General features: G+C 34.5%; 21 protein-coding genes. 1 reads left to right on the top strand and 20 read right to left on the bottom strand.

What is annotated here, in order from left to right; translation table 11 throughout:
* Window positions 1-5: 5 nt before the first annotated feature.
* The 14 genes from murG to A9G43_RS06780 form a co-directional block, all read right to left on the bottom strand.
* Window positions 6-1,058 carry an undecaprenyldiphospho-muramoylpentapeptide beta-N-acetylglucosaminyltransferase gene (murG, locus tag A9G43_RS06845; protein ID WP_065607743.1) on the bottom strand — a complete coding sequence of 351 codons (1,053 nt, stop codon included), beginning with the start codon at window positions 1,056-1,058 and terminating at the stop codon, window positions 6-8.
* Window positions 1,058-2,209, bottom strand: coding sequence for a cell division protein FtsW (ftsW, locus tag A9G43_RS06840; protein ID WP_081298061.1), 1,152 nt, complete (start codon window positions 2,207-2,209; stop codon window positions 1,058-1,060). The genes murG and ftsW overlap by 1 nt, the downstream gene beginning before the upstream one ends.
* The gene (gene murD, locus A9G43_RS06835; protein WP_065607741.1) at window positions 2,206-3,540 is read right to left on the bottom strand and encodes a UDP-N-acetylmuramoyl-L-alanine--D-glutamate ligase; all 1,335 of its coding nucleotides are present in this window, start codon (window positions 3,538-3,540) and stop codon (window positions 2,206-2,208) included. Before murD ends, ftsW begins: the two co-directional genes overlap by 4 nt.
* Window positions 3,541-3,562: 22 nt before the next feature.
* Window positions 3,563-4,645 (bottom strand): phospho-N-acetylmuramoyl-pentapeptide-transferase, encoded by a 1,083-nt coding sequence (gene mraY / locus A9G43_RS06830; protein WP_065607739.1) that lies wholly within the window; start codon window positions 4,643-4,645, stop codon window positions 3,563-3,565.
* A 4-nt stretch (window positions 4,646-4,649) separates the two neighbouring features.
* Window positions 4,650-6,023, bottom strand: coding sequence for a UDP-N-acetylmuramoyl-tripeptide--D-alanyl-D-alanine ligase (gene murF / locus A9G43_RS06825; protein ID WP_065607737.1), 1,374 nt, complete (start codon window positions 6,021-6,023; stop codon window positions 4,650-4,652).
* Complete coding sequence (gene murE / locus A9G43_RS06820; RefSeq protein WP_081298060.1) at window positions 6,020-7,573, bottom strand: UDP-N-acetylmuramoyl-L-alanyl-D-glutamate--2,6-diaminopimelate ligase; 1,554 nt, start codon at window positions 7,571-7,573, stop codon at window positions 6,020-6,022. Before murE ends, murF begins: the two co-directional genes overlap by 4 nt.
* Before the next feature lie 9 nt (window positions 7,574-7,582).
* The gene (gene ftsI, locus A9G43_RS06815) at window positions 7,583-9,334 is read right to left on the bottom strand and encodes a peptidoglycan glycosyltransferase FtsI (protein WP_065607735.1); all 1,752 of its coding nucleotides are present in this window, start codon (window positions 9,332-9,334) and stop codon (window positions 7,583-7,585) included.
* Window positions 9,334-9,714 carry a cell division protein FtsL gene (gene ftsL, locus A9G43_RS06810; RefSeq protein WP_081298059.1) on the bottom strand — a complete coding sequence of 127 codons (381 nt, stop codon included), beginning with the start codon at window positions 9,712-9,714 and terminating at the stop codon, window positions 9,334-9,336. The genes ftsI and ftsL overlap by 1 nt, the downstream gene beginning before the upstream one ends.
* Window positions 9,707-10,642, bottom strand: a complete 936-nt coding sequence (gene rsmH / locus A9G43_RS06805; protein WP_065607733.1) for a 16S rRNA (cytosine(1402)-N(4))-methyltransferase RsmH — start codon at window positions 10,640-10,642, stop codon at window positions 9,707-9,709. Before rsmH ends, ftsL begins: the two co-directional genes overlap by 8 nt.
* 15 nt (window positions 10,643-10,657) lie before the next feature.
* Window positions 10,658-11,104, bottom strand: coding sequence for a division/cell wall cluster transcriptional repressor MraZ (gene mraZ, locus A9G43_RS06800; protein WP_065607731.1), 447 nt, complete (start codon window positions 11,102-11,104; stop codon window positions 10,658-10,660).
* A 256-nt stretch (window positions 11,105-11,360) separates the two neighbouring features.
* Entirely contained in the window at window positions 11,361-12,059 is a 699-nt protein-coding gene (gene pgl / locus A9G43_RS06795; protein ID WP_065607729.1) for a 6-phosphogluconolactonase, read from the bottom strand.
* Window positions 12,060-12,072: 13 nt separating this feature from the next.
* On the bottom strand, window positions 12,073-13,533 hold the full coding sequence (gene zwf, locus A9G43_RS06790) for a glucose-6-phosphate dehydrogenase (RefSeq protein WP_065607727.1): 1,461 nt from the start codon (window positions 13,531-13,533) through the stop codon (window positions 12,073-12,075).
* A 181-nt stretch (window positions 13,534-13,714) separates the two neighbouring features.
* The gene (gene rplY / locus A9G43_RS06785) at window positions 13,715-13,999 is read right to left on the bottom strand and encodes a 50S ribosomal protein L25 (RefSeq protein WP_065607725.1); all 285 of its coding nucleotides are present in this window, start codon (window positions 13,997-13,999) and stop codon (window positions 13,715-13,717) included.
* Window positions 14,000-14,179: 180 nt separating this feature from the next.
* Window positions 14,180-15,052, bottom strand: a complete 873-nt coding sequence (locus A9G43_RS06780; RefSeq protein ID WP_065607723.1) for a D-hexose-6-phosphate mutarotase — start codon at window positions 15,050-15,052, stop codon at window positions 14,180-14,182.
* A gap of 180 nt (window positions 15,053-15,232) precedes the next feature.
* On the opposite strand from A9G43_RS06780, the gene hemW reads away from it, so the two are divergent.
* The gene (gene hemW, locus A9G43_RS06775; RefSeq protein WP_065607721.1) at window positions 15,233-16,360 is read left to right on the top strand and encodes a radical SAM family heme chaperone HemW; all 1,128 of its coding nucleotides are present in this window, start codon (window positions 15,233-15,235) and stop codon (window positions 16,358-16,360) included.
* A gap of 230 nt (window positions 16,361-16,590) precedes the next feature.
* Here hemW and ribD read toward each other — a convergent pair whose 3' ends face one another.
* The 6 genes from ribD to A9G43_RS06745 form a co-directional block, all read right to left on the bottom strand.
* On the bottom strand, window positions 16,591-17,706 hold the full coding sequence (ribD, locus tag A9G43_RS06770; protein WP_065607719.1) for a bifunctional diaminohydroxyphosphoribosylaminopyrimidine deaminase/5-amino-6-(5-phosphoribosylamino)uracil reductase RibD: 1,116 nt from the start codon (window positions 17,704-17,706) through the stop codon (window positions 16,591-16,593).
* Window positions 17,707-17,714: 8 nt separating this feature from the next.
* Complete coding sequence (gene nrdR / locus A9G43_RS06765; RefSeq protein WP_065607717.1) at window positions 17,715-18,167, bottom strand: transcriptional regulator NrdR; 453 nt, start codon at window positions 18,165-18,167, stop codon at window positions 17,715-17,717.
* Between the two features lie 218 nt (window positions 18,168-18,385).
* Window positions 18,386-19,675 carry a threonine synthase gene (gene thrC / locus A9G43_RS06760; RefSeq protein ID WP_065607715.1) on the bottom strand — a complete coding sequence of 430 codons (1,290 nt, stop codon included), beginning with the start codon at window positions 19,673-19,675 and terminating at the stop codon, window positions 18,386-18,388.
* A gap of 110 nt (window positions 19,676-19,785) precedes the next feature.
* Window positions 19,786-20,724, bottom strand: coding sequence for a homoserine kinase (gene thrB / locus A9G43_RS06755; RefSeq protein WP_065607713.1), 939 nt, complete (start codon window positions 20,722-20,724; stop codon window positions 19,786-19,788).
* Complete coding sequence (gene thrA / locus A9G43_RS06750) at window positions 20,725-23,181, bottom strand: bifunctional aspartate kinase/homoserine dehydrogenase I (protein ID WP_065607711.1); 2,457 nt, start codon at window positions 23,179-23,181, stop codon at window positions 20,725-20,727.
* 347 nt (window positions 23,182-23,528) lie between these two features.
* Window positions 23,529-23,858, bottom strand: coding sequence for a hypothetical protein (locus A9G43_RS06745; protein ID WP_065607709.1), 330 nt, complete (start codon window positions 23,856-23,858; stop codon window positions 23,529-23,531).
* Between the last annotated feature and the right edge of the window lie 65 nt (window positions 23,859-23,923).

Raw genomic sequence — 23,923 nt, 5'->3', positions numbered from 1 at the left:
ACTAATCATTTTATCACCGAATCAAGGGCTTTTGCCACTTTCTCTGTGGAATTCACAATAGATAAACTTTTAGTTTTTATTGCCATTTCCATTAATTTATCTCTGTTCAAATTACATAACAAGTTAGATAGCGATTCAACACTGAAATCAGGTTGTTCTATAATACTAGCAGCACCTATATCTGCTAGTGATTTTGCATTCCAAAATTGCTGACGATCTTTATGCATAAATGGAATAAAAATAGCACCAATACCAACTATTTCAATTTCACTGACGGTTAATGCTCCACTACGACAAATTACAATATCTGCCCAATTGTATGCATCTGCAACATCTTGGATAAATTCAGTCACTTTATTATTGGTCATATCGCAATTTTGGTATGACTGAATTACGGAATTCAACATTCCTTTACCTGTTTGATGCCATACTACATATTTATCGGATAATTTTGTTATCACTTGAGGCACAATATCATTAATAACTTTAGCTCCTTGGCTACCTCCCATGACTAATACTCTAATTGGCCCATCACGATCTTTTAATCTTTCTTCAGGTTTTGCCACAGTCAAAAGTTCACTACGAACAGGGTTGCCAACTACTTCTGCCTTAGGAAAAGCAGTAGGGAATGCTTGTAAAACTTTAGTTGCTATTTTAGCTAGATATTTGTTGGTTAAACCTGCTATACCATTTTGTTCATGTACTACAATCGGTATACCAAGCGTTTTTGCTGCAATCCCCCCTGGGCCTGAAACATATCCTCCCATACCTAGAACAACATCAGGACGATAAGTTTTCAAAATTTTTCTAGCTTGTAAAACTGCTTTTAAAATTTTATAAGGTGCTTTTAATAATGCCATAACACCTTTGCTTCGTAGCCCTGATATTTCGATAAAATCAATATCAATACCATTTTCAGGAACTAAGTGTGCTTCCATTCGATCGGCAGTTCCTAACCATCTTACCTGCCAGCCTTGCTTCATTAAATATTGCGCCACAGCAATACCCGGAAAAACATGCCCTCCAGTTCCTCCTGCCATAACTAATAATTTTTTCATTATTTTATTAACCTTATTCTTGCTTGGGCTTGTTGTTGTCTAAATTCAAAATCAATTCGGAGTAATATTGCTGTTGCAATACTCATCACAATAAGACTTGATCCACCATAACTAATAAATGGTAGTGTTAATCCTTTAGTAGGCAACATACCAGATGTAACACCCACATTTACAAATGTTTGAAAACCAAACCATATCCCGATTTCACAGGCTAAATAACCAGAGAACAATGAACTTTCATTCAGTGCTCGATAACCAATTGCAAGCGCCTTAAATGTTAGAAAGAAAAGTAATGACAATAAAGCAACTACACCTATATATCCATACTCTTCTGATATAATTGAGAAAATGAAATCAGTATGACATTCGGGTAAATAACCTAATTTCAGTACAGAATTTCCCATACCTTGTCCAGTAACGCCTCCATTACCAATTGCCATTAATGAGGCGACTAATTGATAACCTGAACCTGTAGCATCTTGCCAAGGGTCAAGAAAGGTTAACAGTCGTGTTAAGCGGTAAGACTCATACAAAATCAAACAAATTACTGCTCCAACTCCCGTTAGCAAAATAGCAATAAATTGCCACAATTGCGCACCTGCAATAAATAAAATGCCAATAGTGACCATAAATAAAACAATAACAGTACCTAAATCTGGTTGTTTAAGTAACAAAATAGAAAGTATAGTCATAACAACCATTGGTTTAAAAAAACCCCAAAAGCCACTTTGTACTTCTTCAGATTTACGTGATAAATAACCAGCTAAGAATAAAAATAGCGCTAATTTTGAAAGTTCTGCAGGTTGAAAATTGAATACTCCTAGAGGTATCCAACGAGATGCTCCATTAATCGAAGAACCAATACCTAACACAACGATTAACATAATAATAGCAATAATAAGTAAAACAGAAGCAAACTGTTGCCAACGTTGCATTGGAATATAAAACGTAATAAACATTAAAAATAATGATAGTCCTAACTGAATAAGTTCTCGTTGTGTATAAAAAAAAGGATCGCTTTCATTAAATGCCATTGAAGAAGATGTCACCATGATCAAACCAAAGATCATTAAACCTAACACAGTCCAAAGTAGCTGGTTGTCAAATGGTATGTGGGGATTAACTTGTTTTTTTAACCAAAAGAGTGTCATTTTGTACTCCTTTGAGTATATTGTTCAGCAAGTTGTGCAAACTGTTTTCCGCGTTCAATATAATTTTTAAACTGATCTAAGCTTGCGCATGCTGGAGAAAGCAAAACCTCATCATTTGGTTCAACTTTTTGAGCAATAATTTGCATTGCTTCAGGCAATGTTTCAGTTACAATTGTTATATGAGGAGCTAGCTTAGCAAGGATAAAACGATCACGACCAAAACAAAAAATTTCTAGATTTCTGTTTTCAAAAAAAGAAATCAATGGCGAAAAATCCGCTGATTTTCCATCCCCGCCTAATAATAAAAATAATTTCCCTTTGCAAACTATGCTATTTAATGCTGCTTCTGTACTACCTACATTGGTTGCTTTGGAATCATTAATCCACTTCACACCATTTCTTTCCAACACTAACTCAAAACGATGTGGTAGGCCATGAAATGAAATAATTGTTGCTATACTGGATTCCCGTGAAATTTTCAGTTTATCAACTATAGCTAAAGCTGCTAACGCATTAAGATAATTATGGCATCCCGCCAGTTTCATTATTTTAGTCGCTACTACTGGCTGCTCTTGTGCAATTAAATGTTCAAAATGGAAATCTAAATGATAATCCCCTTTATTCACACCAAATGAAACGCAGTTTTTTTGTTGGTCAGTTGGAATGGTTAACTTATCATCATGGTTAATTACACAATACTTGGCATTATGATAAATACGTTGCTTAGCCTCAACATATTGCATTAATCCAAGAGGATAACGATCCATATGATCTTCTGAAATATTTAAGATTGTTGCAACTGTAGCTTTTAAACTCTGAGTTGTTTCTAGCTGAAAGCTAGACAGTTCAAGAACATATACATCGTAATCTTGATCCAATAACGATAATGCTGGCTGCCCAATATTACCACCAATAGCGACTTTAATACCAGCCGACTTAATAATTTCACCAACTAATGTTGTTACTGTAGTTTTACCATTTGCACCTGTAATGGCTACAATTTGCTTACTGTTTTGTTGATTCAATTCACGGCAAAATAGTTCAATATCGCCAATAATTTCAATACCTTTTTTAGCTGCCTGTTGTAGTTCAGGTGTTGATAAAGCAATTCCTGGACTGACTATTATTAAATCAGCATCAAGCAACCAATCAACATTTAATTTCCCTAAATGGCAAGCAACACGTTTGTCTAATTGTTCCATCCCTGATGGCGACTTACGAGTATCAATAACTTTAGGTATAACATTTTGAGCAAGAAAATAGTCTACACAAGAAAGTCCTGTGACACCTAAGCCAATAATAACGACATTTTTTCCTTGATAGCTAACCATGATTTGCTCCTAATATCTTTTATTAACGTAATTTCAAAGTTAATAAACCTATTACAACTAACATCAATGAAATTATCCAAAACCGCACAATAACACGCGGTTCTGGCCAACCTTTTAATTCATAGTGATGATGAATTGGTGCCATACGGAAAATTCTTTTACCCCGTAATTTAAATGATCCTACTTGTAAAATTACGGATAAAGTTTCAATAACAAAAATTCCACCCATAATCAGTAATAAAAATTCTTGTCGTAATAAAACAGCAATAATTCCAAACACGCCACCTAAAGCTAGCGATCCAACATCTCCCATAAAAACCATCGCTGGATATGTGTTAAACCATAAAAAACCAAGTCCAGCTCCAATAATTGCAGTACAAACAATCATCAACTCTCCGCTGAATTTGATATAAGGAATATTCAAATAAGCAGCAAAATTGACATTCCCTGTAGCCCATGCTACAAGCGTAAAACCAGCAGCTACAAAAACAGTTGGCATAATTGCTAATCCATCAAGTCCATCTGTTAAATTAACGGCATTACCAGCCCCAACAATAACTACATAAGTTAATAAAATAAACCATAGTCCCAATTGAGGCATCACATCTTTAAAAAATGGCACAACAAGTACTGTTACCGTGCTATCTTTACCATAAACATAAAGACCAAAAGCAACAATTAATGCAATAACCGATTGCCAAAAGTATTTCCATCTAGCTATTAATCCAGCACTATTTTTACGAATTACTTTTAAATAATCATCAGCAAAGCCAACAATGCCATAACCAATTAAAACAAACAAAGTTACCCAAACATAAGGATTGCGTAAATCTGCCCATAGCAATACCGATAAGGAAATTGAGGCTAAAATTAGCGTCCCTCCCATAGTCGGTGTTCCTTTTTTACTTAAATGAGACTCAGGTCCATCATGACGAATAACTTGACCAATCTGTAATTTTTGTAGCCAGTCAATGACTTTTTGTCCCAAATATAATGAAATTGCTAACGAGGTTAATAAACCTAAAATAGCTCTTACTGTTAAATAAGAGATAACATTAAAAAAGGTAAAATGTTTAACTAAATATTCCGATATCCAAAGTAACATAATCTTAATCCTGACTCATTTTGAGTTGTTCAATTTGAATTTTTTCGATAACTTCTTCCATTTTTGCACTACGCGACCCTTTAACTAACATTGTTAAATTTGGTTGTTGGCGTAACAGCATTAATAGATAATTCACTGCATCTTGTTTATTATTGAAATGGTGACCCACGCCACTAAACTGGCTAATAAATTGACTTAATTTGCCTACACTTACTACACAATCAATTTTTTCATCATGAGCAAGCTCACCTATTTGGCAATGATATTTTTCAGCTTCTGGTCCTAGCTCTCCCATATCACCGACGACTAAAATCCGATAACCAGGCTGTTTTGCCAAGACTTTGACTGCCGCTGACATCGATCCAACATTAGCATTATAAGTATCATCCCAAATTAATTGGGTTTGATTTAATTTTATTGGAAATAATCGTCCTTTTACAGGCGTTAAAGAGGCTAAGCCTTGTTGAATCTGATTCAAAGTCGCTCCGACAGAAAGTGCTAAAGCTGATGCCGCGATCGCATTTGAAATATTATGTTTCCCAACTAGCGATAACATAATCTCACATTCACCTTTAGGTGTATGTAATGTAAATGTTGTATTTTTTTCGTGTTGAATATTACTAGCATAAAATTGAGCAGAAGGGTTCGTTAACGAAAAAGTCCAAACTGTTTTGTTTACTAACTGAGTAAACCATTTATCTGAACAACTATCTAAATTAATAATAGCAATACCACCATCAAGCAATCCTTGAAAGATTTCGCCTTTAGCTTTTGCTACACCTTCAAGTGTTCCAAAACCTTCTATATGTGCTTCTGCAATATTATTAATTAAAGCGTTTTGTGGTTTAACAATATTCGTAGTATAGGCTATTTCACCAATATGATTAGCGCCTAATTCTATAACTGCAAACTGGTCTTGTTTAGTTAAGCGTAACAGCGTTAATGGCACCCCGATATCATTATTGAAATTGCCTTGTGTATAAAGGGTCTGTCCACAGTGTTGTAATATTGCCGCAGTCATTTCTTTAACAGACGTTTTACCTGATGAACCTGTAAGTGCAACAATTTTAGCTGTACTTTGCTGCCGGATAAAATTAGCGATTACCCCTAAAGCCAAGCGAGTATCCTTAACAACAATCTGTGGTATGGTCTTATTAAGTTTATGATCAACGATTACGGCTATAGCACCATCTTTAATAGATTTTTCAGCAAAAGCATGTCCATCAAAATTATTTCCAACAAGTGCGATAAACAGTGATTGTTTTATTATTTTTCGTGAATCAGTACAAATCGTATCAATCACAGCACTTTCGTCTTGAATATAATAAGATTCACCATTAACTATTTTTTTTATTTGCTCAATGTCTAATGGAATCATGATTGATTCTCTACTCCTAGAATTTTTTTCACTGTTTCTTGATCTGAATAGTGATATTTGGTATTACCAATTATTTGATAGTCCTCATGCCCTTTACCTGCAATTAAAATGACATCATTAGGCTCAGACTGCTTTAATGTTTGTGTAATAGCCTGTACTCTATTGGTAATTATGTGTACATTATCGGTATGATGTAAACCTTGTTGGATATCGTGAATAATCTTCATTTCATCTTCAGTACGTGGATTATCATTAGTCAAAACAATTTTATCGGCAAATTGTTCTGCGATTTCAGCCATTAAAGGTCTCTTGCCGGTATCTCTATCGCCACCACATCCAAAAATTACCCATAAAGAACCTTTACAATGAATTCGACTAGCTTGCAAAGCTTTCTGTAACGCATCTGGAGTATGCGCATAATCAACAATAACCGTTGGGCTATTTTTTACATGTAAAACCTCCATTCGCCCACAGATTGGAGTCAAAAAAGAAGCCATATTAACAACAGCAAAAAATGGATAGTTCAATGTTAAAAGTGTCGCTATTGCCAATAGCAAATTAGAAACATTAAATTCACCTAGCAATCGACTATTAATAATGGCATTTCCCCAACTTGATTCCATATGAATTTGAGCACCTTTATCAAGATATTCGATCATTGATACACCAACGTAAGGTATATTTAACGCCTTGAGTCGACGTAATGATTTTGTTTGACATGATACAGCTGTCACTTTTGGAAGTTTTTCAATCCATCTTTTACCATATTTGTCATCATAATTAATAATTGATTTACCCGTAGCTAAAACTTGTTTTTCTTTTTCATCGGGACTAAATAACGACCATTTTGCTTTTGCATATCTATTCATTGTTTTGTGATAATCAAGATGATCTCGACTTAAATTGGTAAATACAGTAGCAGCACAATTTAGCCCTTTAACCCGATCCATGGCAAGTCCATGTGAAGAAATCTCCATCGTTACAACTTTGACCTGTTTCTCTACAAATTCGGCTAATAAGGTTTGCACATCTACTGCTGATAACGTTGTATTAACTGATGGTTCAAGTTGATTATAAATTCCATTACCAATAGTTCCCATTAATGCTGTTTTTTCATTCAATAATGTTAAACATTGGGCAATAAGCTGACTAACGGTTGTTTTCCCATTGGTTCCTGTCACACCAATAACGGATAATTTTGTTGATGGGGAATGATAAAACTCATTAGCAATCAGAGATAAACGTTGTGAAAGTTGGAAAACACTAATTTGTGGAATTATTGATTTATTTTCATGCTTAATATAGTCAATTTTTAGGTCATTTGATTTTCTACTTGCCTCTACTAAGATAACAACCGCCCCCATTGAAATAGCTTGAGGAATAAATGTTCGTCCATCAACTGTATGACCTTTGATTGCGATAAACACATCATTTTTTTCCACTTTACGACTATCTATACGCAAATGATTAATTGGAAAATCATCTAGTTTTAAATTACATCTTCCACCTAATAATTCAAATAATGTTTTAAACGAGTTTGTTGCTAACATTTTCACCTACTAATAAATAATCATTTGCCCATCAACTTGACGATCAGGTTTTACATTCATCGTTCTAAGCACACCACCCATAATGCGACTGAAAACAGGTGCAGAAACCGAACCACCATAATATTGTCCCGCTTTAGGGTTATCAATAACAACAACAAGTGAATACTTTGGTGCTGTTGCTGGAGCGATACCTGCGGTATAAGCTAAATATTGATTAACATACCGTCCGCCAGATAACTTTTTCGCTGTTCCTGTTTTAACGCCAACACTATAACCAGGAACCGATGCTTTAGTTCCTCCACCAGTAACAGCTACAGCCTCCATTAATTGAACGACTGTTTTAGCATCTTTTTCAGAAACTACACGTTTGCCCTTAACAGGTTCCGTGACTTTTAAAATTGATACTGGTCGGTAAATCCCATAACTACCGATGGTTGCATAAGCTCTTGCTAATTGTAATGGAGTAACACTTAATCCATATCCAAACGCAAATGTTGCTCGCTCAATATCAGCCCATTTTCTGGCTCTATCAGCTGCAATTGAACCACTAACCTCACCACCTAAACCTAATTCCGTTGGTTGACCTAATCCAAATCGACTATAGAATTCTACAAGATCACCCTGTTGCATTTGCAAAGCTAGCTTACTTACGCCAACATTACTTGATTTTTCTAAGATACCAGCCAAATTTAGTGTTTTTTGATATGACACATCTTTAATTTCATAACGATTAACATAAAAAGGTCTAGTATCGATAATAGTATTTAAGTTAGCAATTTTCTTTTCTAAGGCAGCCATTACAACTAGCGGTTTAACCGTAGAGCCAGGCTCAAACGCATCAGTAACTGCTCTATTTCTCAACAAATTATAATCAATTGATGAACGATTATTAGGATTATAAGATGGACTAGTTGCCATCGCTAAAATCTCACCAGTATGTACATCAATCAATACAGCTGTTCCACTGTCTGCTTTGTTAAATTTAACCGCTTGACTAAGTTCACTATATACTAGCGATTGTAAACGTTCATCTATACTTAATATTAAATCTGATGCAGTTTCAGTATCTGTACGTTTCAATTCTTCAATAACACGCCCTATCCGATCACGCCTTATAACTCTTTGTCCCGATTCGCCAATTAACCATTTATTAAAACTTTTTTCGACACCTTCAGAACCTTTTTCAGTACCATTTTCATCAATGTCTGTGAGCCCAATTAATTGGGCTATATTTTCTGCTGCTGGATAATAACGTTTAGATGTTTTCGCAAAAGATATCCCTGGTAATTTTAGTTTTTTTAAATAACCAGATATTGTTGGTGTTACTTGCTTAGATAAATAAACAAATCTCATTGATGGATTACTTAATTTTTGTTCTAGCGTTGACATCGGAATATTTAACGTTTGAGCTAATCCTTGCCATCTAATATCATCAATTTTCACACCACCTTTTTGTACAACAATTTTGGGATCCGCCCAAACATCAAACATCGGCACACTTACCGCTAACGCACGCCCATTACGATCAGTGATCATTGCTCTTGGTGCATCCATTTCTTGGCGACGAAGTGAACGCTTATTTCCTTCAGCTATGAGTTTATCTGGTTCAATAATTTGCAACAATGCCATTCGAACCATAAGACAAATAATCGCTAAAATAATAAGTCCATATACAATATAAAAACGATTAGGTGTAAAAAACTGTTTTTTACTATTCAACTTATTGGTTTTGTTTTTTTTATGTTTCGTGACAGGTTTCATTATTTACTCTTTATCACAATGACTGTTTCATTTTGCGGTGTCACATAAGACATACCTAATTGATTTTTAGCTTTCTCTTCGACACGTTTTGGATCAGCAAGTACATTTTCTTCAATAACTAAATTCCGCCATTCGCTTTCTAACACATCTTGTTCTAATAAAAGTTGCTCACGTTCAAATAACTGTTTACGAATCTGTTGCGTTGTTATTAATACTGCACCGGCAGAAATAATAATCATCACAAGTAATAACAATGAAATTTTTTGATTCCCAAATAAATCCCCAATAATTACACCAAACAAACTTTTACTCGGTCTTTTTTGAAAATTTTTATCAATATAAGTTTTATCTCGAAAAGAATCATTGTTTTGGTTATTCATTTTTCCTTTCAGCTACCCTTAATATTGCGCTTCGCGAGCGCGGGTTATTATTAATTTCAATAGTATTTGGTTTAATTTTGCCAAGGGATTTTAATTTAGTACTACCATATTGTTTAATTTGTTGTTCAGTTAATGGTAATCGTGTTGGTAAATCTGGACCTTTACATTGTTTACTAATAAATTGCTTCACAATTCTATCTTCTAAAGAATGAAAGCTAATAACCGCTAATCTTCCTTGATTGGCAAGTACTGATAAACTACTATTTAACACTTGCTCTACTTCTTCCAACTCACTATTAATATAAATACGAATGGCCTGAAAACTACGTGTAGCTGGATGCTTATTTTTATCCCTTCTTGGTGTAGCTTTTTCAATTAAATTAGCCAACTCTAAGGTGCGAGTGATCGGCGAAATTTTATTCTGCTCGACAATCGATCGAGCAATACGTTTGGCAAATTTCTCTTCACCAAATGTCTTTAACACCCATGAAATATCGTCTTCATCACTGTTAAGTAGCCATTCACTTGCAGTTAAACCTTGGCTAGTATTCATGCGCATATCAAGAGGTCCATCACGCATAAAAGAAAATCCTCTGTCAGGATCATCAAGTTGTGGTGATGAAACACCTAGATCTAACAAGACACCATCAATTTCACCCAATAATTCTAACTCTTCAATATATTGATATAAATTTGAAAATTCACCACGAATAAAAGTAAATCGAGGATCTGTTATCTGTAACGCAGCCTGCTCAGCACGCTCGTCACGATCAATAGCAATCAATCGCCCTTGTGTGCCAAGTTGTTCAAGTATTAAACGAGAATGACCACCTCGGCCAAAAGTACCATCAACATAAATGCCATCTTTTTTTATATTTAATGCACTTACAGCTTCGTTTAATAAAACCGTCGTATGTTGATAATCCATCAATCTTTACTCTTATTAAATAGTTAAATTTTTCAAATCATCTGATAAGTTTTCAATATCGCTTGATAATGAAACAATATCATCATTAATTTGCTGATACCAACTTGCCTCATCCCAAATTTCAAATTTATTAGATTGACCAACAAACATTGTATTTTTTTCTAATTTTGCATAAGTACGCAATGTAGGTGACAATAAAATTCGTCCAGAATTATCCATTAGGCACTCAGTTGCATAACCCAATAACAATCTTTTTATTCTACGTTCAGTTTCAACAATGGTTGATAATGTTGCAAGTTGCTGTTCAATACATTTCCATTCGGACATTGAATAAAGTGTCAAGCAAGGATGGTATAAACCAATTGTGCAAACCATACCTTCAGATAAAAACTCTCGGTAGCGAGTAGGAATAGCTAACCGCCCTTTATTATCTAAATTAATTGAAATTGCACCACTAAACATAAAGGTATCTTTCTTTATAATTTATTTAAATTTTAATTAATAAAAATCAAAACGTTAATCAGAACACCTATTTTTACCACTTAACCCCACTTTTTACCACAAAATTTAACAAATTAATAGGTATTTGAAGAATTAATTTATAAATCATTTAAAAGCGTCTTCTAGATTTTTTATATAGAAAATAAATTGATAGTTAAAAAAAAAAGATGAGAGGGGGATTTGCCGATTAAAATCGGCAAATAAAACTGAAAGAAATTTAAGATACGGTCCAAAACCCAGTTATATTAACTTTATCCTGCTGCAAAACAGCACGAATAGGCATTTGATTAACATCATTATCTTTTTCGGTTTGTTCTAATACACGCAATTTGCTTTCACCAACTAAATGTAGGTAGATATTTTTGCTATTTAAAATAGCTGGCAATGTTAATGTAATACGATCTAGTGGTGCTGTTAATGGTGTCATACCAACAACTTTCCGTCCAGATTTCATATCTAAACCGCTAGCCAAATTAGCAGCGCCTGGGAATAATGAGGCAGTATGCCCATCTTCTCCCATACCTAAAATCACTACATCAAATGGCATCGGAACTTTATCTAAAAGTTTATCTGTAACTTCTGCACCATCAAATGGATTATTACAACTGTTTTTTAAACCAACAAAATTAGCCAATTTAGCATTATTTTGTAATAGATAAGTGTTCACTAACTTTTCGTTACTAGCATCATCAGTATCATCAACCCATCTATCATCCACCAACGTAATAAAAACTCGGCTCCATTCTATATTTTGTTGACTTAGTGAAACAAATAACGGAATAGGTGTTTTCCCCCCCGAAACAGCAATAGAAGCATGTCCTTTTTGTACAATAGCCTGTTTTAATTCATTGACGATATGTAAGGTTAAATCTTCGATCAATAATTGACTATTTTGATATTTATTTAACGTAAACATAGTTATTTTTCCTTTATTCAAATTCGTGCCATGAATGACCATCTTTAGTGATTAAGGCAACGGATGCGACTGGTCCCCAAGTTCCAGCTTGGTAGGTTTTTGGGGCATCATTTTCTGATTCCCATGCACTAATAATTGAATCAACCCATTTCCATGCAGCTTCAACTTCATTACGATGAACAAATAATGCTTGACGCCCACGCATAACTTCAAGTAATAAACGCTCATAGGCATCAGCACTTTGTTGGTGAAAAGTTTCGCTGAAACTTAAGTCAAGTTTAGTGGTTTGTAAATTATGATTACTATCCAATCCTAGTACTTTATTTAGGATTTCAATATCCATACCTTCATCAGGTTGTAAACGAATCGTCAATTTATTTTGTGGCAATTCTGGATAAAATTCACTAAATAAATTAAGCGGTAATGGTTTGAAATAAACTACAACTTCAGAACATTTACTTGGTAAGCGCTTACCAGTACGTAAATAAAAAGGAACACCTGCCCAGCGCCAGTTATCAATATCAACTCGAATTGCAACAAATGTTTCGGTATTACTTTTTTGATTTGCGCCATCTTCTTCTAAATATCCCGGCACATTAACACCATTAACAAAACCTGCTGTATATTGCCCTCGAACTACTTTTTCACGAATATTGGATTTGTTAATTGGTCTAAGCGCATTAAGTACAGCTATTTTTTCATTACGCAAGCTATCATCTTCAAGATTAGCAGGTGGGGACATGGCAATCATGGTTAATATTTGTAATAAATGGTTTTGTACCATATCACGCATTTGACCGGCCTTATCAAAATATCCCCAACGCCCTTCAATACCTACTTGTTCAGCTACCGTAATTTCAACATGATCGATAGAATTACGATCCCAAAATGACGCAAACACTGTATTAGCAAATCGTAAGGCTAATAGGTTTAATACTGATTCTTTACCTAAGTAATGATCAATACGATAAACTTGTGATTCGTTAAAGAACTTAGCCACTGAATCATTGATTTCACGAGATGAGTTGAGATCTGTTCCAAGTGGTTTTTCCATCACAATGCGGTTTTGCGATTGATTTAATCCTGCAGCAGCTAAACCTTGACAAATAGTCCCAAAAGCACCCGGGTGCATTGCAAAATAGAAAATAGCTGGATGATTCAAATCAAGTTTATTTTTCAATCCTTCGAAACCAGCACTATCATTAACATCTAGTTTATGAAAGTCCAATCGTTGGCTAAATCGTTGCCAAATATTATCGTCTAACGATTCCGGCATAAACGAGATTAGCGCTTCTTTTGCTACCTCACAATAAGCAACATGATCCCAATCAGCACGCCCTACGCCTAAAATCTTTGTTTGTTCAGGTAGTTTTCCATACTTTTCTAATTGGTATAAAGACGGTAATAATTTACGTCTAGTCAAATCCCCTTTAGCACCAAAAATAACTAAATCGCAAGCTGGGATATCAGACATGGTTTTCTCCTACGATGGTATAATGTAATTATTCTATTATGTTGAATGGTTGGTGTACACCCGATTAATAGGATAAATCATAGTAATAGGCATTATCCTTTATTTACTCTAAAACAAAAAGGCCACCTCTGGGTGACCTTTTGCTTGAAACAAGTTATTGGGTAATTTCCCAATAAGCAAATTATGCTCGTACAAAATCCATATGAACTAATTTTGGTTTAAATGCATGACGTTGTACTGCTTGCACTTTTACTTTAACTGCTTTTCCGTCAACTTCAATAGTTAACTCTTCAGAATAAAATTCTGGTTTTTCTTGCATATTAAAAACTTGGTTGTGATCAAGCACAACAGAGACTGCAGGTTCAGTTCCACCATAAATAATGGCTGGGAATTTACCAGCGTGACGCAGGCGGCGGCTCGCACCCTTACCATGCTCTTTTCTAACTTCAGCTTTGAATGTAAACATATTAATTTCTCTTAATTATTTAAAATAGAAACCAATTACAGGCGACCCAGTAATTGGCTATCAAACTAGTACTTTAAAAGCGTTGGAGATTATAAAGTGTTATCCCTCTAAACGCAATCAATTAATCATATTACAAATCAGTAAAATATTGATTACGTATATGGAATATTATCTGCACACTTAGATCAATTCTATTTTAAAACCATAAGTTGATTTTTTATTCGGTAATAACTTTAATGGTTTTGTGATACAACCTGCTTCGACACAAACCATAGATTTATACTCATCATCACCAAAATCTCCCATTGATTTAGCTTTATTTATCCATGGATTCCAAGTAACAACATCACTTACATTAGTGTTGGTTAATTGAATTGTTCGAGTGCCATCAGTAACAGTGATTTGATTACCTGCATTGGTATAAATACGATCGACCTCTTGATTAAATGTCAATTGGCCTACGGTCGCTGGTTTGTTTTCATCTGCAAGTCGTTCTTGATAAGCTTCACCTAAACCTTTGACTACAACACTATCAATATTATCAACTCCAAAATAGGTATGTAGAGCACTAGTTACATCAAAGTCTGCTAAGCAGCTTAAAGAAACTTCACAAGTTTTACCTAGATGAAGATTTAATAATACCGAGAAAGGTTTGCTACAATAAGATTCTGTCTGCGGATTATTAGTGAGCGATAAAACAAGGGTAACACCTTGCTCGTCCTCTTTACATGAATCTAATGTCCATTCGACAATGCGTGCAAAACCATGAGAAGGATTGCCTAACTGACCAAACCAAGGCCAACAAACAGGCACTCCACCTCGAATAGCTACGCCTTTTTTAAAATTTGTTTTGTTACTCAGCCAAACAACTGGTGTTTGTTCAGTAGATGGTTGCCAAAATAATAAGTGTGCACCTTGTAATGCAACGGCAGCACAACAAGTGCTATGATTAATAACTAAAATTGGCAGTTCACCATAAATTGATTGTTTAATTGATGGGCTTAAGGATACACCTGATAAGCTACTATCTAAAATCTCTTTATATATACTCATATTTACTCCTAAATAATAAATTTAACAACTTATTGATAATTGTATACTTTTTAAGTTAATAATAAAAACATAATAGATGCAAAAGCATTTTTTAAAGAATTGGAGTAAAATAAATCACTATAAATAGTGAAACAGCACTCTAATTGTTTTTGTCAAAAAGTTTCAGGTAACACTACGTTTATGTATAAAATCCCATTAAGTTTATATATTCATATGCCATGGTGCGTACAAAAATGTCCCTATTGCGATTTTAATTCACATACCATAAAAAAAACGCCAAATTATGAGTCTTATGTAGAGCATTTACTTAAAGACCTACAAAACGATACTATTTTCTGTTCAAATCGCTCAATTCATTCAATCTTTATTGGTGGAGGTACACCTAGTCTATTTTCAGCCGAGTTGATTGATAAATTATTATCAAATATAAATGAGATCATCCCAATACATAAAGATGCCGAAATCACCATTGAAGCTAACCCAAATTCTGTTGATATAGAAAGATTTAATGGCTATCAGCAAGCGGGTATAAACCGAATATCAATTGGCGTGCAAAGTTTTCAGACCGATAAACTTGTTAAATTAGGACGGGTACACGATCCCAAAGAAGCAATCACAGCCGGAAAAATAGCCAAAACATTAGATTTAAGAAGTTTTAATTTAGATTTAATGCATGGTTTACCAAATCAAAGTATTGATGATGCTCTATATGACCTAAAACAAGCCATTGCTATTGCACCACCGCATTTATCTTGGTATCAATTAACGATTGAGCCAAATACGCTATTTGGTTCAAAACCACCAGTTTTACCTGATGATGATAAACTTTGGGAAATTTATCAACAAGGTAATCAATTATTAACTGAAAATGGTTACCAACAGTATGAAACCTCTGCTTATGCTAAAGAAGGATTACAATGCCAACATAATTTAAATTATTGGCGATTTGGAGACTATTTAGGCATTGGATGTGGCGCTCATGGTAAATTAACGCAACCTGATGGAAAAATTATTCGCACTATAAAAACTCGTCATCCAAAAGGGTATTTAGAGGGGCGTTATTTAGATAAATATTATACAGTTCCAAAAGAGGAATTACCTTTTGAATTTTTTATGAATCGTTTTAGGCTTTTTGAACCAACACCTAAACATGAATTTGAACAACGGACTTATTTACCTTTACACATAATTGAAAAACAAATAACAACAGCCATTGAAAAAAATTATATAATTGAGGATAAACAAAACTGGCTGATAACTGACCACGGAAAGCTATTTTTGAATTCGTTATTAGAGATATTCCTATAGATAATATTTTGACTTATTTTAAATGATATTGTTCTTTACATTTATTTAACATGATAGATACAAACTATTTAATTAATCATTCATATATCTTTACAGACTTTTTTTTGAAAAAAGTACATACTATTTTTCGACAATGCATTATTTCATTGTTTTCCTATTCCTTATGTTTTCCCAATAACCTTGTTATTGGGTTTTTTACATTCAACTTTAATAAAAATTGGAATTAGAAGTTACTTTCTTTCCAAGATAACCCGAAGGTCTTCGCCTATCATCACAATCGATTCAAATTGAAATTGTGGTGCAAATGAAAGCTTTTGCAGATTTGGCAATATACACATATCTAACGCATTATGACCAAGTAATTTTGGTGCATAATAAATAATTAATTCATCCACTAAATCTTGTTCTATTAGAGCTCCAGCCAGATGAGCACCAGCTTCAACCCAAACCGAATTTACTTGTTTTTTGGCTAATAATGCAAACAATTTTGATAAATCTATTTGTTTACAACTAGATGATTCTATAATTAATTTGGTATTTTGTTTTGCAATAAGGTTATCTTTTTTTCGTACTACCCATGTTTCACCTGGCTGATTGAAAATATTTTCAGTACCTATTAGCTGATCTTGACTGTCAATAATTACACGAATAGGTTGCCGGATTTTTTCCGGTAGGTAGATTTTTTTTATTTCATCAGGTAATTCGTTATATCTAACTGTTAAACTTGCATTATCAGCTTGCACAGTCGCACGAGTACTTAAAATACAGCTTGCTTGAGCTCGGAACTGTTGCACATCTTCTCTTGCCTTATTTGATGTTATCCATTTGCTTTCACCAGATGCCATAGCAATTTTACCATCTAATGAGGCGGCTAGTTTAAGTTGAATATAAGGCAAACCTGTTCGCATGAGTTTTAAAAAGCCTTTATTAATAGCTTCTGCTTGCTCAGTTAAAACGCCAATGGTGACATCTATTCCTGCTTCTTTTAAGTGTTTAATACCATTACCTGCAACATTAGGGTTAGGATCTTGCATCGCAATTACTACACGAATGATGCCAGCTTTAATAAGCGCATCAGCACAAGGAGGTGTTCGACCAAAATGACTACAAGGCTCTAATGTCACATAAGCAGTTGCGCCGATTGCCCCATCACCAGCCATTTTTAGTGCATGAACTTCGGCATGAGGCTCACCAGCTTTTTGGTGATAACCTTTGCCAATTATTTGATCATCTTTAACAATGACACAGCCAACATTAGGATTTGGTGTTGTTGTAAAACGACCAAGCTTAGCCAAATCAATGGCTTGTTGCATATAGAAGTGATCTTTGTTGCAAATTGTAGTCATATTGTTGATTATTTTTGTTGTAACTTAGCAATTTCATTACTAAATTGTTCGATATCATCAAAACTAAAATAAACCGAAGCAAAACGAATATAAGCAATTTTATCTAGATTTTTAAGTTCTTCAATCACATAGTCACCAATTAATTTTGCTGGGACTTCACGTTCACCTGTTGCTCTTAGTTTAGATTTTATACGTGTAATCGCATCTTCAATGGCATCAAAACTCACTGGACGTTTTTCAAGAGCCTTTTTCATACCATTGCGTAATTTATCTTCATTGAATGGTTCGCGAACTTTATTGCTTTTAATGACATTAGGCATAATTAATTCAGCAACTTCAAATGTAGTAAATCTTTCATTACATTCAACACATTGCCGTCTACGTCGGACTTGAAATCCTTCACCAACAAGACGTGAATCGATCACCTTTGTATCATCTGCATTACAAAAAGGACAGTGCATAAATGTATCCTTACGGCAACAAAATAATTATTACAATATCTGAAAATTTTGATTTAAACAAGGGTCTAATTGTTGTAACGTTAATCACTATACTAGAAAAAGAGGTATGGTTTATTTACCTTAAATGTTAGTTTTATCATCGATAGTATTAAAATATATGATGATGAATATTCACTAAACATTCAAAAATCAGCCACCTATTTGGTGGCATAAAACACTTACCAATTTAATTTAATGAGAAAATCTCTTAATTTAGCAAAATCATCAGGCATACAATGAGAAAGTAACGTCATATCAGCTCGCTCTGCTAACTTTTTAGGCAATGGAACTGATTTACCTAAAATATCTTCAACCACTTCTTTAAATTTAGCAGGATGTGCCGTACCTAAAAATAGTCCATATTCACCCTCTTGTAACTGATCACGCAGTGCTCGATAAGCAATTGCACCATGAGGTTCAGATAAGTAACCTTTTTGATCAAGTTCACAAACAGTTTGCTTAGCAACTTCATCCGAAACAGTAGCATGACCGAGTGATTTAAGATCCCATCCCTCACGCTTATAAATCTCTTCGATACGTGGCCAGTTATTTGGTTGGCTTACATCCATTGCATTTGATAATGTTGCAATGGTTGTGTGAGGTTCCCATTTACCGGTTTCTAAATAACGAGGTACTGTATCATTGGCATTCGTTGCGGCAATAAAGCGTTTAATAGGTAATCCCATTGTTTTCGCAAGTAGACCTGCTGTTAAGTCACCAAAATTGCCACTCGGCACAGAAATAACCAGCTGTTCACGTTGGGTTGATGTGAGTTGTGCAAAAGCTTCAAAATAGTAACAGATTTGTGCTAATAATCGGCTAATATTAATTGAGTTAGCGGAGTTTAAACCTATTGTTTTTTTCAAATCTTCATCATCAAATGCTTTTTTTACTAAGGCTTGACACGCATCAAAGTCACTTTGAATAGCAATTGTATGTATATTATCACCTAAAGTACAAAATAACTTTTCTTGTAATGGACTAATTTTACCTTCTGGGTATAAAATCACGACGCGAATATTTGGTAAATGATAAAACGCATGAGCAACAGCTGCACCAGTATCGCCAGAAGTAGCAGTCAAAATAGTAATTTTTTTGTCAGCAGCAACTTGCACTAAAGCTTGCGCCATAAAGCGTCCACCAAAATCTTTAAATGCTAATGTTGGTCCATGATATAGTTCTAATGAACCAATATCTGCTTCCACAGAAGTTACTGGAGCAGGGAATTGAAATGCATTTTTAACAAGTCTATGCATATCATCACAGCTAATCTCATCACCAATAAAAGCAGATAAGATCTTGGCACTTCGTGTAATGAAATCAAGTTTTAATAACGACTCAATTTCGGATGATGAAAATTTAGTTAATTGTTGAGGAAAGAATAAACCTTGTCCTCTTCCTAATCCTTGTTGAACTGCTTGTGCAAAGCTAACTTGCTGGGAATGATCTTTTAAGTTATATAATTTCATAATATTTTCCGGTTATCTTTATGCTGTAATATTTCACTCTTCGTAATATCAACTTGTTCAATAATAATTGGCATTTTTGTTATATTTAACTCTACTTTTTATAGTAAACATTAAATAACTCTTGTTCCTTGAGTATCAATTTTACAAATATGAGTAAAACCTTCATCATTTTGCAAATAATATTTTTTAAGTAATAATTCAATTTGCTGAGCTGTTTCAAGTTTATCTGCAATCACAAACATTGTTGGCCCTGAACCTGAAATACCCGATGACAAAGCACCAAGTTGCTTAACCCGTTTTTGAGTTTCATCAAAATTAGGTAATAATTGTTTACGATAAGGCTCAGCAATATTATCAAAAAGCATTGTGGCAGCTAGCTTAGGTTGTTTGGTATAACAAGCATGCAAAAATCCCCCCACATAGCGACCATGTGCTACACAATCAGACCTTTGATATTGAGCAGGTAAAATTGCACGTGCTTCAGCCGTTGATACCTTTATACCTGGATAAGCCATCACCCAATACCAATCATCAAAATGCGGAATCGACTCACTAATAATACCCATCTCATTAAGAATAAGTTGCATCCCACCTAAATAGCATGGCACAACATTATCATAATGCACACTGCCCGAAATACGACCTTCAAGTTCTCCCATCATGGATAACATTTCAAATTCATTAAAAGGTTTATCAAAAAACTCATTTAATGCAACCAATGCACCAACTACTGAGCACGCACTTGAACCTAAACCAGAGCCAATTGGCATATTTTTTTCAAGAGTCATACTAACAGGTAAAGTTTTACCCATTGCTTGACAAAATCGCTGCCAACATTGAAATACAATATTACATTTTGGATCACGTGGTAGCTTTTTGACAAATTGACCTTTGCTAGTAAGGGAAAATTCGTTAGCAGATTTAACTGTAATACAGTCGCCAAGCATAGCACCACTAATCGGGCTAATTGCTGCGCCCAATATATCAAAACCAACACTAATATTAGCCATTGATGCAGGCGCATAAACAGTTAAAGATTTATGACTCATTTAACCTCCAATTTTACCTGATGTTGTACGTAAAATATCAGCAAAAACACCTGCTGCAGTAACATCATTACCAGCACCATAACCACGTAATACAAGAGGAATAGGTTGATAATAACGAGTATAAAAAGCTAAGGCATTTTCGCCATTTTTGACTTTATAAAGAGGATCTTCGCTATCGACAGCTTCAATTCTAACACTGCATTGATGGTTTTCTATGCTACCCACATAACGTAGAACTTTACCTTCTTTTGCTGCTTGTTCAGATTTTGCTTTAAACTGTGCATCTAACTGCGGTAATTTAGCCATGAAATCATCAATGCTACCTTGTGCATATTCAAGAGGTAATACGGACTCGACATTGATTTGATCCAATTCTAATTGTAAACCTGATTCTCTAGCTAAAATAAGTAACTTTCTAGCTACATCGGTTCCAGATAGATCGTCTCGAGGATCAGGTTCAGTAAAACCTTTCTCTTTAGCCAATTTAGTTGCTTCAGATAGTGACATGCCTTCGTCAAGTTTACCAAATATAAAAGAAAGCGATCCAGATAGAATTCCCGAAAACTTGATTAACTCATCACCTGCATTAAGTAGATTTTGAAGATTTTCAATTACCGGTAACCCAGCCCCTACATTGGTATCATATTGGAATTTACGCTTACTTTTTGCAGCTTCTTGGCGTAAGCGTAAATAGTAGGCCATTGAGCTAGTATTTGCTTTTTTATTTGGTGTAACGACGTGAAAGCCATTAGCTAAAAAATCAGCGTATTTGTCAGATACTTCGCTACTAGAAGTACAATCAACGAGAATCGGATTAAGTAATCGATTAGATTTGGCAAACTCAATAATACTATCTAATGAATATTTAGTATCACTCTGTTTGATTTGATCACGCCAATTACTAAGATCAATACCGTCTCTATTGGTTATGCTGTGTTTAGAATTAAACAAACCACATACTCGCAAATCAATCTGTTTGTTTTTAAGCCATTTCTGTTGACGTCCGATTTGGTCGACAAGCGCACCACCAACCCCACCAACACCAATAACAAAGACATCAAGCATTTTATCAGTACCAAATAACATCTGATGCGCAACACGAACGCCCATTACAGCAACATCATTATCAACTACAACTGAAATTGAGCGTTCAGATGAACCTTGTGCTATAGCAACAATATTAATATTAGCTCTGGCTAATGCTGTAAAGAAATTAGCTGATAAACCACGTAAGGTACGCATGCCATCACCTACTACAGAGATAATAGCAAGCCTTTCAATCACCTCGATCGGTTCAAGTAATCCATCTTTTAATTCTAAGAAAAATTCATCACTTAAAGCTTCTTCTGCACGATAAAGTTCTGTTTGTGGCACACAAAAACTAATGCTGTATTCAGATGATGATTGAGTAATAAGTACAACTGAAATGCCAGCATAAGACATCGCAGAAAAAACACGTGCCGACATACCAACCATACCTTTTAATCCAGGACCTGAAACATTGATCATTGCCATGTTATTTAAATTGGTAATACCTTTCACAGGTGTGGTTGAGTCAACAATATTAGCACCAATTAATGTGCCTGGCGCATCAGGATTATTTGTATTTTTGATTAAACAAGGAATCTGAAATTGGGCAATAGGTAAAATAGTTCTTGGATGAAGCACTTTTGCTCCAAAATATGAAAGTTCCATCGCCTCTTGATAAGACATTGTTTTTAGTAATTTGGCATCTGGTACAATACGGGGATCACAAGTATAAACTCCATCAACATCGGTCCATATTTCACAGCTATTTGCTCTTAAACAAGCTGCTAATACGGCTGCAGAATAATCAGAACCATTTCGTCCAAGCACAACTAATTCACCTTTTTCATTACCGGCGGTAAAACCTGGCATTAGAATAAAATTGTCTTGTGGAATGTGCATTTCAGCAATTCGATGAGTCGATTCAGGTATATTAACAGTCGATTCTAAATAATCACCTTCTGCAATAAGCATAGCAACAGGATCTATTACCGTGATCGTATGGCCTCTTGCTTTGAGAAGTTCTTGCATAATAGCAATTGATAGCTTTTCTCCACGACAAATAATTGATGCATTGATACTATCAGGACATTGACCGAGTAAACGGATACCTTCAAGTAATTGCTTAACATGCTTTAATTCATTAAGAGCAAAATGCTTCATCGCTTCATAAGCAAAATTAGGGTGAGCTTTTGCAAGACCTGTTAATAGATCTGCAAATATCTTTTCAGCATCATAAATGTTACTTTTGATATCTTGCCCAGCAACCGTTTTTTCAACCATGGCTACTAAATAGTTGGTAATTTTAGCAGGTGCCGATAAAACAGTGGCGGTTTGCTCTTGTTTAGCATTATTTTCAATAATTTCTGCAACTCGCAAAAAGCGTTCTGCGTTAGCAACAGATGTTCCTCCAAATTTTAAAACTTTCATATCACACCTTACTTATTATCTTAGTTTATGCCCATTACTATCTATAATTATAGTTTTTAGAACTTATTTATAGGTATCAAAAATCTTGTAGTCTTATCATGCTAATTCTATTTTTAATTTTTTTGCACAGATTAACTACTTTAGTTCCATGCAAAATAAAAACCCGCCTTTAAGGGGCGGGTTTTTTAATATTTATTGGAAAAATCAACCCGCCCTAGATCGCATAATAGTACCTAAGGTGCTAATAATTCCTGTCATACTAACTAAAATTATCATGATTTTTCCTAAGAAATATTTAATTAAACTAAAAACAAAACAGCCCGACATTTTCATGTCAGGCTGTAATTTTAAAAAAACTTTTTGCTATTTTCGTATTCATTAACAACTTTATTCAATGCTTGATATATGCACTTTTCATCTTGTTTTTTTAATGCCTCATCTAAAATATTAAGATACGATAACATTAGCTTTTGATTATCTTCGGCAAATTGCGGCAATACTTCTTGATCTTCATATAACATAACATATGTACGAGCAAATCCAAAAATCAAAAAATAAACCGATGCATTTTTTGGATCTTCTTGAATTAATGCTCTCATTGCCTTTCTTAACTTTACATAACTATCAGTACCAGGCAAACTTGTCGCAAATGTTTTCGTTACTTCAGAAAATGTCATTGCCATAAACCTCAATCAAAATCACATGAGGAAAGAATAACAACCCATTAGCATAAGTGCAAGTC

Source organism: Gilliamella sp. Occ3-1, assembly GCF_001690655.1.
GTDB lineage: Bacteria > Pseudomonadota > Gammaproteobacteria > Enterobacterales > Orbaceae > Gilliamella > Gilliamella apicola_P.
Note: the sequence above shows the minus strand (reverse complement) of the source record. Positions and strands in the feature narration are given on the sequence as shown.